Origin of the sequence: Microcoleus sp. N9_A1, assembly GCF_036701795.1 — a bacterium.
Taxonomy (GTDB): domain Bacteria; phylum Cyanobacteriota; class Cyanobacteriia; order Cyanobacteriales; family Microcoleaceae; genus Microcoleus.
In genome coordinates, this window is sequence record NZ_JAUBRI010000066.1 from 1 (window position 1) to 12,481 (window position 12,481).

General features: G+C 44.9%; 7 protein-coding genes. 6 read left to right on the plus strand and 1 reads right to left on the minus strand.

Annotation, left to right across the window (positions count from 1 at the left end; translation table 11 throughout):
• Nucleotides 1-134: 134 nt before the first annotated feature.
• Entirely contained in the window at nucleotides 135-2,786 is a 2,652-nt protein-coding gene (alaS, locus tag QUA58_RS24375) for an alanine--tRNA ligase (protein ID WP_333396465.1), read from the minus strand.
• A 957-nt stretch (nucleotides 2,787-3,743) separates the two neighbouring features.
• Between alaS and QUA58_RS24380 the strand changes: the two genes are divergently transcribed.
• From QUA58_RS24380 to QUA58_RS24405, 6 genes are all read left to right on the plus strand, one after another.
• On the plus strand, nucleotides 3,744-3,875 hold the full coding sequence (locus tag QUA58_RS24380; RefSeq protein WP_333253597.1) for a hypothetical protein: 132 nt from the start codon (nucleotides 3,744-3,746) through the stop codon (nucleotides 3,873-3,875).
• Between the two features lie 170 nt (nucleotides 3,876-4,045).
• Nucleotides 4,046-4,654, plus strand: coding sequence for a hypothetical protein (locus QUA58_RS24385; RefSeq protein WP_333253595.1), 609 nt, complete (start codon nucleotides 4,046-4,048; stop codon nucleotides 4,652-4,654).
• Nucleotides 4,655-4,660: 6 nt separating this feature from the next.
• The gene (locus tag QUA58_RS24390; protein ID WP_333396466.1) at nucleotides 4,661-7,489 is read left to right on the plus strand and encodes an OmpA family protein; all 2,829 of its coding nucleotides are present in this window, start codon (nucleotides 4,661-4,663) and stop codon (nucleotides 7,487-7,489) included.
• 2 nt (nucleotides 7,490-7,491) lie between these two features.
• Nucleotides 7,492-8,028, plus strand: coding sequence for a Rab family GTPase (locus QUA58_RS24395; protein WP_333253591.1), 537 nt, complete (start codon nucleotides 7,492-7,494; stop codon nucleotides 8,026-8,028).
• Nucleotides 8,025-9,581, plus strand: coding sequence for a PAS domain-containing sensor histidine kinase (locus QUA58_RS24400; RefSeq protein ID WP_333253589.1), 1,557 nt, complete (start codon nucleotides 8,025-8,027; stop codon nucleotides 9,579-9,581). The genes QUA58_RS24395 and QUA58_RS24400 overlap by 4 nt, the downstream gene beginning before the upstream one ends.
• A gap of 57 nt (nucleotides 9,582-9,638) precedes the next feature.
• Complete coding sequence (locus tag QUA58_RS24405; RefSeq protein WP_333276675.1) at nucleotides 9,639-12,464, plus strand: adenylate/guanylate cyclase domain-containing protein; 2,826 nt, start codon at nucleotides 9,639-9,641, stop codon at nucleotides 12,462-12,464.
• The last annotated feature ends 17 nt before the right edge of the window (nucleotides 12,465-12,481 follow it).

A 12,481-nucleotide genomic window follows, 5' to 3' on the forward strand; every position in this document is an offset into this window, starting at 1 on the left:
TAGTTACTTTTGTCAAATTTATTGTTAAGAAAGATGTTTATAAAGCATAGCTTTTTAAGGGGGGCTAGGGGGGATCGAGACTCGGCGATAAACGAGAGATACAAAGAGTTTTTGTTTCCTACAGAAAACCCAGACTAACCCAACCCTTCAACTAACAAATTCCGGGCACTTTCCAACGCTGACTGCAACTTACTTGCATCGCGTCCTCCAGCTTGGGCTAAATTAGGCCGCCCGCCGCCTTTACCGCCGCAAAGTTGAGCAATTCCCCCTATAAACTTGCCAGCTTGCAATCCTTTCCGATTAACTTCAGGACTAAAAGCAGCCACCAAACTAACCTTATCCACATCAGCAACCGAAGCCAAAACAACCGCAGCATTTCCTAACTTTTGCTGCAACCTTTCCGCCGCAGTTTTCAGCGCTTCTGCATCCACATCTCCCAATTGAGCTACAATGATTTTGAATTCACCGATCGCCTCAGCCGCATTTAACAACTGGTCAGATTTCGCGATCGCCAATTCCGACTTCACAGCAGCCAACTGCTTCAGAGTATCCTTCAACTCATTCTGCAAATTAGTAATCCGGTTGGGTAACTCTTCCGGCTTCGCCTTAAATCGATCGCCCAAATCGCGCACAACCCTGTCACGCACATTCAAATAATCCAAAACAGCTTGGCCCGAAACCGCCTCAATCCGGCGAGTACCAGCCGCCACCCCCGCCTCGGAAACAATCTTAAACAGCCCGATTTCAGCCGTATTGTTGACGTGAGTTCCGCCGCACAATTCCATCGAAACGCCCGGAAAATCGATTACCCGTACCACGTCGCCGTACTTCTCGCCAAACATGGCTGTAGCGCCTTTTTCCCTCGCTTGGGCGATCGGCATTTCCGCAACATCCGCAGCGTGGGCTTCCGCAATCCAACTATTAACTAAGTCCTCAATTTTCTCCAACTCTTCTGCTGTCACAGCGCGGGGAGAATTGAAGTCAAAGCGCAATCTGTCTGTCGATACCAGGGAACCAGCTTGCGAAATTGAATCATCCACAATTTGCCGCAAAGCTGCTTGCAATAAGTGAGTTGCTGTGTGGTTAGCTTGAATTCGGCGGCGGCCGCTATTGTCAATTTTCGCAGTCAAACTATCGCCAACTTTTAGCGTTCCCCGTTCCACCAAGCCGAAATGCACGAAGAAATCCGATTCCTTCTTCACATCATCAACTCTCACCAACAAACCCTCGCCATTCTCTCCGCTTTTCAAATAACCTTTATCCCCTGTTTGTCCGCCGGATTCTGCATAAAACGGCGTTTGATTCAACACAACTTGTACCTCAGTTCCCGCCTGTGCTGATTCCATAGATTTACCGTCAACTAAGATAACTTTTATCTCAGCTAAAATCGACAATGCAGTATAACCGACAAACTCAGTTCCTTGGATAGTCTCAGCCAACTTATCCAATGAGCCCTGCACCGTCAAATCGATAGTTTGATGAGCTTCTTTGGCGCGAGTTTGCTGTTCCTTCATCGCGACTTCAAAGCCATCCAAATCAACAGTTATTCCCTGTTCTTCAGCAATTTCTTGTGTCAGTTCTAAGGGGAAACCGTAGGTATCGTAAAGGGTGAAGGCATCTTGACCGCTGATTTGTTGGTTGGCTTGCTGTTTTGTGCGATCGACAATTTCCTCCAGCAGCTTCTCTCCGCGTTCCAAAGTCTTGAGAAACTGCGCCTCTTCCCTTGCCAATTCTGCCTTAATTTGAGCTTCGCGCGATCGCACGTTGGGATACGCTGCTTCCGAAAGGGCGATCGCACTTTCAGCCACCCGCACCGTAAATTCGCCCTGAATTCCAATCAGTCGCCCGTGGCGCACCACCCGGCGAATCAACCGCCGCAAAATGTAACCCCGACCCACATTCGACGCGCGAATTTCGTCCGCAATCATGTGCACCACAGCCCGAATGTGATCGCCAATTACTTTCAGCGAAACCTTGACTTTTTCATCGCTATTGTGGTAATCAATCCCGGCAATTTCCGCCGCCGATTGGACGATCGGAAAAATCAAATCTGTTTCGTAATTGTTAGGGACTTTCTGGAGGATTTGCGCCATCCGTTCCAATCCCATCCCAGTATCAATATTTTGATTTTGCAGCGGTGTTAAATTGCCCTCTGCATCTTTATTGTACTGCATGAAAACCAGGTTATAAAATTCGATAAACCTGCTATCATCTTCGAGATCGATATTGTCGCCTTTTTCTGGGTGGAAATCGTAGTAAATCTCGGAACAAGGGCCGCAGGGGCCTGTGGGGCCAGATTGCCAGAAATTGTCTGCTTCTCCCATGCGTTGAATTCGATCGCCCGGAATGCCAATTTCATCGCGCCAAATCGCAAAGGCTTCGTCATCTTCTCGGAAAACACTCACAACTAAATTGGACGCTGGTAAACCGAAAACTTCGGTGGAAAGTTCCCAAGCCCAGGCGATCGCCTGTTTCTTGAAATAATCCCCAAAACTGAAATTGCCCAACATCTCAAAAAACGTGTGGTGGCGGGCGGTGCGGCCCACGTTTTCGATGTCGTTGGTGCGGATGCACTTTTGCGAAGTGGTGGCGCGCGGCGAAGTGGCGGCGCGTTGACCGAGAAATATCGGCTTGAATTGTAGCATTCCGGCGATCGTCAGCAACACTGTCTGATCTTCGGGCACCAAAGAAGCGCTCGGTAATATTTTATGTCCGCGATCGGCATAAAATTGGAGGAAGGTTTCGCGGATTTCGCTACCACTGAGAAACTTAGGAGAAATAGACATGACAAAAATTGTTAAGTATGTAAAGATGTCGCAACAATATAATTTATAGGACTTACGCACGGATGTCCAGAAACCCGGTTTTTCAAATACAATACTTGCTTAAAATCCAATACGGTTCAATTAAGCCCGATCCCCCCTAACCCCCCTTCTTAAGGGGGGAACAAGAAAGCTCTCAAAGTCCCCCTTGCTTTCGGGGGATTTAGGGGGATCTCCGGGGAATCAACAGTGTTAACTGAACCGTATTTGCTTAAAATCGTCAATTTCGGTGAAAAAACCCGGTTTCTTTGTTCGGAGTGCGTGAGTCCTAACTTACATCTATGTGGATATTCATATCATTATACTTAGTAATGTAAAGACCTATCAAGTTTTGCAAAATGTGCTTTACTCCTCCCAAAGCTCGTGCTAACTTAATAATAGACACCGGGACAGAAAGAAACAGGAGGTCGCTATACTTAGAAACAAAGTTCGAGGTTATAGGCATGGTGTCTCCGGTCTAGATTCCCAGACGCAGCAGAAATTAACCGAACACAACTTGCAATAGTGGCAAACTGCCGATCGCGCAGTCAAGCCAAACCGCAGTCGAGTCAGACTTAGTTGTAGTTGCGGATTAAAAGTAAAGCTGCACAAGTTGTAAACCCTAGTAAGTAAAAGTTCTCAACCGGAAACACATCTCGTTTGTTAGAAAAAACAAAGCTCTCATATTATTGGGTCTGATCGCTGTCGATCGGGCCCTATGAATTTTTATAGGGCGATCGTAGGAGGAGAGAGGCAGAGTTCGACTGTATAAGTGCTTTCTGCCCAAAGGCAACATCCCTCGGAGCCGATCGGCGAGCGATCTGTGCAGCTTTTTAGTTATATATTATATATAATGGGACGTGTGGGCCAGCGCCCGCCCGCTTTTTGCCGGGGGTCAAGCGCTGTGGTATGAGGCACTGTCAAGATGCGATATGATTGAATATGTCAGTACAAGACATTAAAACCTACCGCGCTGTGCTGTATAGCAGCAAAATCTACGCTTCTATGAGCTTGCTGCAAGGCAAGGATAGCAAATCGCCATTGTTGGTGACAAGACCAGGCTCAAAAATTTGAATCTCAGGATATTTAGAGTCAAGACTCTAAAAAATCCCATCCCCGACGCAGGGGTGAGAGTTCAAAAAATAAAAGCCCGCCCACTCAAAAAAGCTAGTGCCACCAACAACGGTAGTAAATCACTAGCACAGTTCTTAAACTCACAATTTTAGGAGATTCGAGGTAAAAGCATGGCCGAAATAACTAAAGAAGAAATGCGGGAACGGCTGGGAAATATCGACCAGATCCGCGATATAATTTTTGGAGCGCAGCTTAGAGAATACGATAACCGCTTCGATAAAATAGATTCCGACTTGTCCATGATGCAGCAAGATATGCAAACTCGCATCGAACAAGTAAAAACAGTTCTTTCAGGAGAAATGAGGGCTGCAGTTGATTCGTTAGAAAAGAAAGTTAAATCGCTCACCTCAAACACCCAAGAAGAAAGCGCAGACATCCGTCAGCAAGTCGATCGCGTTAACCGCAAATTCTCCAGCAGCATGGAAGCCCTCGACGAGGCTATAGACAATCAAACCAATTCACTTCGCGACGAACTCTCCCAAACCAGAGAGCGACTATCTGAAGAAACCCGCACTTTGAAAACACAAGTTTTTGAAGAGCTAGATCGCCGCTTTTCCATGCTCAGAGATGTTAAAGTTTCTAGAGACGACATGGCAGAAATTCTGTTTGAACTCGGTATGAGGCTCAAAGGAACAGAATTTGTGCCCGAACTTAAAGGCGTTGCGGATAATAAGTTAAATAACGAATTTCTGTTGCCGGAGCGCCACCATCACGGATAATAACGCATGGCTTTACCGAAAGAAAATCCGGCTGACGAAAATGAGTTAGAGGGTTTTGTTTCTCAACCTGACGAGTCTGCTGCTGATGCAGCAACCCAGCTAGAACCCTTGCTGAATCTGTTAGTAGATCTCAAAATCTTTGCGGCTTCCAAGCAGCAAAATGCAGATCCCGAAGATGACAGCAGTGACGAAAATAATCAAGCTGGGGCCCTCGGCGGGTTGATGGATTTGTTAAGTATTTCCTCCGCAGAGCCAGAGGAAATTGCAGCGCAGCAAAATCCAGAGTCCGAAGGTGACAGCAGAGACAAAAACGATCGAGCTGGGGCCCTCGGCGGGTTGATGGATTTGTTAGGTATTTCCTCAGAAAAGCAAGAGGAAGTTGCAGCGAGTGTACCCGAAACTGGCGATCGCAAACCGGAGTCTGGCGATTCCCCGCCTGTTGCAGACGAGTTCAAAAGTTTGCTATTCGCTACTCACAAACTCAACACTTCAGAACTGGAAAAAGACTATTCCTCAGCTAAAACTATAGATGTTTTAGCGATCGCCCAGCCGGACTTGGAGGAATCAAAGCCTGTCGAAGAGTTGTCTAACTTGACAATGAAAGATTCTCTACAGGAAGTACAGGCTCAAAAATCCCACGGGTTTGATCGGCAACAAGATGTTTCCCCTCCCGAAACCGAGTCAAAATCCTCGGAAATTTCCAATGACTTCATAGTTTCCACAGTCTCAAAGTCACCAGAAATTGCATATTTAGATCCGGTGGTTCATAAGCTTCAATCGATGCCAAACTTGGTAGAACAGCCGACACCGATATCGCAGCCAGGAGAAATATTAGGCCAAATTAAACAGGATTTAAATGAAGCCGACAGCGCGATGGAAAGGCTGCAAAGTCTAATTTTCGGCTCCCAAATGTCGGATATCGAGCAAGTGAAAAATCTGCTGGCAGAAAACGATTTGCCGGGGGTGCGCCACCTGATGGCAAGCATCGACGATAAATTAGGAAAACTGGAGCACCAAATCTACGATCCCCAAGAGTTGATTGAGTTGATGCTGCCTTGGATAGCAGAAATTCTCAGCCGCAAAATTGCCGATTCCAGAGAAGAAGTTGTCAAGGCGATCGGGCCAATTATTGACGAAGTGATTAGGGCAAAAACTGTGGAAAATAAGTCGGCAATGAGTTCGGCAATCGCTGAATTGCTGCCCGACGCCCTTGCTCAACAAATAGTGAATTCGCCAGCGGATATTGCTAAGGCGATCGCCCCAGAAATCGGTCTGGCAATTAAAGAGCAAATTCGCCTTGACCAAGAGTCGATCGCTCAAGCCCTCGCCCCGGAAATGGGCAAAGCGATTACAGCCCAAATAGCACTCGAACGCGACTCTATGGTGGATGCGCTCTATCCCGTAATTGGCAGTACAATTTCCCGATACATGGCAGAAGCTATCAAGACAATCAATGAAAAAGTGTCAAATGCCCTCAGCGTCGAAGGAGTTCAGCGCAAAATTCGCTCCAAAGTACAAGGAGTCTCCGAAGCCGAATTAATCCTCAAAGAATCAGTACCCTTTACCATCCAAGCAGCATTCTTAATTCACAAAGCATCAGGCTTGGTTATTTCCGAAGTTCAAAACTCAGAAAGCTACCAGTTAGAATCAGAAATGGTAGCAGGAATGCTGACAGCTATTCGCAGCTTTGTTAACGAGTGCATCGTGCAGCCCGGAGAAGTTTCCGAACTCAATCAAATTGAATACGGCGACTCAAAAATTATGCTAGAAGTAGCGGGATATTGCTACATGGCAGTCGTGATCAAAGGAGAACCGCCACACTCGTTCATCAACAAACTGCGACAAACCGTTACTAATCTCATCCTTAATTATGCTGAAGTAATTCACGAGTTTAACGGCGATCCTGGTACTATACCGGAGTCGCTGCACCCGTTCATAAAAAATTTATTCGACCCGCTGCAAAGGGAAAAATCAACAAAACCCCCGATCGCCCTAGCGGGTATCGGTTTAGTCGCCCTGAGCTTAATCTTAGTACCTTGGGGAATTCATCAGTACCGCCGCAGCATCGACCGCCCCCTTGTAGCAAATGTCGCTTTAGCTTTAGCATCGACCCCAGAATTAGCAGTTTACCGCTTAAACGCCGACGTTGAGGGCAACACTCTCAAGTTAACCGGAAAGTTGCCAAATCCAGAATTGCGGGCAAAAGCTGCAAAAATAGCTGCATCAACTGCACCCAATCTGAAATTAGACAATCAAATTATCGCTGTAGATGTACCTCCCGATCCCGTTTTGACAGCGGGCGAGGTGCAGCGGATTACCGCTGTTTTGAACCAGAGGGAGGGCGTTTCTATTTCTAGTCGCTATGGCGATCGCAAAGTTACAGTAGAAGGCACAGTTATAGACGGTGCAGACGCACAGAAAATAGCTCAGTCCCTGAAGCAAATTCCCGGTGTTCAGTCAGTCATCAGCACTGTTAAATTAGACCCGCTGAAAATTACCACCCGCATCTACTTCCAGCAAGGAACGGCAACATTAGACTCAACATACGGAGAAATGATCGCCAGTGTCAAAAATTTCATGGATCAATATCCTCAAAAACAGATTAAGATAATTGGGCACAGCGATCGAACTGGCGAAGTTGCCACAAATCAACGGTTGTCGCTCCAGCGTGCCGCCGCAGTGCGAGATGCTTTAGTGCGTCAAGGTGCTGACCCCAAGCGCCTCCAAGCGATCGCCAGCCCCAATTCACCCGACGGCGTAGAACCCAATCAACCACTACTTTTGAGCAGATGCGTGGTATTTGAACCAATAACTAAGACCATAAACAGTAAATAATTATGTCAGTTACTATAGCTAAAAAAATGTGTATGATCGGCGATTTTGGCGTGGGCAAAACCAGCCTAATCCGCCGTTTTGTCGATCGGCAATTCAGCGACGAGTACCTCTCCACTGTCGGAGTCAAAATTTCCAGCAAAATTATTACATTAGAAAATATAAAACACCAAGAAAACGTCACAGCAAAGTTGCTGATTTGGGACTTAGAAGGGCATACAAAATTCAAAAGAATTGCACCGACTTACTTGCAGGGAGCTAGCGGCGTTTTAATCGTTGCCGATGTCAGCCGCTCAGAAACAGTTGAGCGAATATCCGAACACATTCAGCTTTTTTCTTCAGTCAATCCTAAAGGATCAATTATCGTCGCTTTGAACAAAGTAGACTTGATTGACGAGGAAAAATTGGCGCTGCTAGTGGAAATATCCCATTCGATAGGTCAAGACAAAGTAATAGCAGTTTACACGACATCTGCTAAAACAGGCAAAGACGTTGACGAAATTTTCTACAAACTAGCTTACACAATGGTAGAACAAGTATGAACCCCCTGTTAAGAAAGCTGTTAGGCCCGCGACAAACACAGTATTTTGTAGTCAATCACCATTTTATCATTCAGGCAACCTCCCCCGAAGTGCAGCATTATGCCGATATTCCGGGCGACGCTATACCCGGTGCAGATGCTCGCCTGAGTTTTCCCGAACTGATTGGCATTGAAAATATCCTCATGTCTATCATTATGGGACGGCTGCCGGGCTTTGAAGTCAAAGGTATCGCTCGGTTTGCCGAGCCGAACCGCCCTTTATACTTTGATATGTTGGCTATCAAATATGAAGAAGAACAAGAAGATGTCCTAAGTAAATTGCTAATTTTGATTGAAGATACCACCGAAAATATGGTGATGAAGCAATCGTTAATTCAGAGGGCGAATGAAGCTAATCTTTTGGTTAGTGCCTTAGCCGCTTCTAAAGATTATATAGATAAAGTTATTCGTTCGATGGGCGATGCTTTGTTGGTGACAACAACATTAGGAACTATTAAAACAATCAATCAATCTGCACAATGGTTATTTGGGTATAGCGAAGCAGAATTGCTCGGCAACCCCCTCTCCATAATAGTGGTAGAAGAAAAATTAATTTATCAAGCTCGCCACCGCTATATTTTGTCTCAAAAAGAGCTTCGTAGAGAACTAGAAATAGTCTGCACTACTAAAGCAGGAGAAGAAATTTGGGTAGAATTTTCCTGTTCGGCAATTCAGACAGAATTAGAGGGACTTTACAATTTCATTTATATAGGCAGGGACATCACAGAACGCAAACAACAAGAAATAGAAATTCGCCGCTCTTTGGCAAAAGAGCAAGAACTCAGACAGGTAAAATCTCGTTTTTTCTCGATGATCGCTCACGAATTTGGCAATCCTTTAAGTACAGTATTATTTGCTACTAAAATCCTCCAAGACTACGGCGACGAAATCACCCACGCGGAAAAACAACAATACCTGCAACACGTTAAATCAGCATCTCAACAAATGGCTCAGCTATTAGATGACGTGCGGTTGCTTAGCAGCGCCGAAGCAGGAAAACTCGAATTCTATCCCGCACCAGTTGACTTAAAAAAAATTTGCAGCGAGTTAGTAGAATCAATTAAAATTAGTTATGGAAAAAATCATACAATTAACTTTATTTATCAAGAATTAGTTACGCCAGCGAAACAAAATGATACCGACTCGCAGGAAACGCAACAGTTGCCCGCACTAGATCCAAAATTGCTGCGGCACATCTTGACAAATTTGCTGTCAAATGCTGTCAAATATTCGCCCCTCGACAGCCATATTTATTTTGAATTAAATTGTCAGAATAATGAAGAAGCTATATTTAAAATTAAAGACGCAGGCATAGGCATTCCTATAGAAGACCAAGAACAACTGTTTGAATCTTATTATCGAGCCAAAAATATCGGAAAAATACCCGGTACAGGACTGGGTTTATCCATAGTCAAGCACTGTGTAGATTTGCACGGAGGTCAAATCGAATTTTCCAGCGAGATAGGGTTAGGCACTACCTTTATAGTCAGAATTCCCTTTGAGAAACAGAGATAAATAGATTGATTTTAGATAATTTGAGCCAGAGGGCGCCTTCAATACTAAAAATCTCACATGAAAACCATGTTAAAAAAACTGTTAGTTCCCCACCACTTGGAGTACCTAGCACTTGATAAAAACTTTTTAATCCAAGAAATCTCTCTGCAAGTTCAGCGATTTGCCGACTCTCCCGACGAAGTAGTCGCCGGCAACGATGTCCGCATTCCCTTTCCAGAATTGGTGGGAACGGAAGAAATTTTAATTGATATTTTTGAAAAACGTTTGCCAAATTTTGAATTCAAAGCGATTACCCGGTTATTAGGAAATGATTCGAGGCTTTATTTTGATATGTATATCGTCGATTTCACCAATGACGAGAATTATCAGAGATTAATTATATTTTTTGAAGACGTAACTGATAGGATGGCTTTAGAACAAACTTTAGTACAAGCTACCAATGAAATGGATATTTTATTGAGTACCTTAGCGGCTACTAATAATTATGTTGAAAAAATTATTACTTCAATGGCCGAAGTTTTGTTGGTAACAACAGCCTCGGGAAAGATTAAAAAAGTCAATCAAGCGGCTCAAGATTTGTTCGGTTACAGTGAATCAGAATTAGTAGGCCAGAAAATAGACGCTCTTGCTGCTTTTGGCTCCTCTTTGCAAGCAGTCAGCCAAGAGGAGCCTCAACAATTGCCAACTAACGCCGAAGTAATTTGCACGGCAAAAACCGGAGAAAAGCTAACAGTTTCGTTTTCCTGTACGGCGATTTCGACTGATATTAAAGGTATTTCTGGCTCTGGGCCCGCCCTTCAAGATTTCGTTTACATCGGCCGCGATGTCACAGATAGACAGCGGGCTCGCAAGCGACAAATAACTCAGTACATCACCACTCGCATCCTGTCGGCATCCGAAACAATCAAAAAAGCTATAGCAGCAATTCTCCCCGTAATTTGTGACAGCTTGGGATGGGATACTGCCGAACTTTGGATGCCAGAATCTGGGGAAAAACTGCTGTCAGAAACTAAGAGAATAACTGCGGTTTCCGACCCCAATTTGCTTCGCTGCGTCGCCAGTTGGACAAAACGCTCAGTTTCTATCACCAAATTTGCCGAATTTACCGAACAAATGACTTGTGCATTTGGGGAAGGATTGCCCGGTTTAGTTTGGGCTAGCGGTTCCTCTCAGTGGATTGCAGATGTCACAAAAAGCGACAGTTGTCTGCGCCGAGAAATTGCTGCAGAAGAAGGACTGCACGGAGCTTTTGGTTTCCCAATTTTGGGCGGCTACGAGCCGGAAAAATCTGCCCGGTCTGTTTTGGGGGTGATGATTTTATTCAGTCGCGAAGTGCAGTGTTTTGATGAAGAATTGCTCCAGACAATGGCAACAATCGGTAGCCAAATCGGTCAATTTATCAAGCGCAAGCAAGCGGAAATAGCTTTGCGGCAAAGTGAAGAACAACTGCGAGACTTATTTGAGAATGCTACGGACTTAATTCAAAGTATTGGAGCCGACGGTCATTTTTTGTATGTAAATCGGGCTGGGCGGGAAACTCTGGGCTACAGCGAAGCAGAAATTGCTCAAATGACTATTTTTGATATCATTCATCCCAACAGTTCCCCAGAGTCTCTGGATATATTTTATAAAGCTATTACCCAAAAAACGGTAAATGAAAATACATTGTATCCCGACTCGATTGAACTAACGTTTATTACTAAATATCATGAAATAATTTTGCTTGAAGGCAGCATAAGCTGTAAATTTGCGGCAGGTTCGCTAGTAGCGATTCGCGCTATTTTGCGAGACATTACTGCTCGAAAAATGGCGGAAGACGCCCTAGCAAAATCTGTGTCCCTGCTGCTAGCAACTTTTGATTCTACTGCGGACGGTATTTTAGCGATTGACAGGAGCGGAAAAATCGTCACTTTCAATCGACAATTTGTGGAAATGTGGGGCATACCTAATGAAGTGATGGCACTGCGAGACGATCCCACAACGATCGCCTTTGTCCTGAACCAACTCAAAGACCCCCAAGCATTTCAAGAGAGAATAGAATCGCTTTACGAGCAGCCTGAAGCTGAAAGTTATGACTTGTTGGAATTTCAAGACGGCAGATTTTTTGAACGCTATTCGCAACCGCAGCGGCTGGGAGATACAATTATCGGCCGAGTCTGGAGTTACCACGACATTACGGAACGCAAGCAAGCAGAAGATGCCCTGCGGGAAGAGCAAGAAAAATCAGAAAAGCTGCTGTTAAATATCTTGCCCAAGGCAATAGCAGAACGCCTCAAGCAAAACGAAACTACTATTGCCGAATACTTTCCGGAAGTGACTGTTTTGTTTGCAGACATTGTGGGGTTTACTGCTTTGTCTGCCGTCATGAATCCGATCGAACTTGTGGAACTCCTGAATAAGATTTTCTCAGGATTCGACCTTTTGTGCGAACGGCACGGTTTAGAGAAAATCAAGACCATCGGCGACGCATATATGGCAGTAGGAGGACTGCCTGAACCCAGGGTAGACCACGCAGATGCGATCGCCCAAATGGCCCTAGATATGCAAGCAGAAATAGCCCGATTTAATGCTAGCCATAATAAATATTTTAGCATCCGTATCGGCATTCATAGTGGCCCGGTTGTTGCCGGAGTGATTGGTATAAAGAAGTTTATTTATGATTTATGGGGCGACACGGTAAATATTGCTTCCCGCATGGAATCTCAGGGTTTGCCTTGGCGGATTCAAGTGAGCGAAACTACTTATAAATTGTTGGAAAATAAATATTTATTTCAGGAGAGAGGAATGATTGAAGTTAAAGGCAAAGGGGGAATGAAAACTTATATTCTCATTGGCCGGAAATCAGGCAGCTCATCAGTCATAAGTCATCTGGCTGATGACTAAAAGTATTGCTAAAGTTA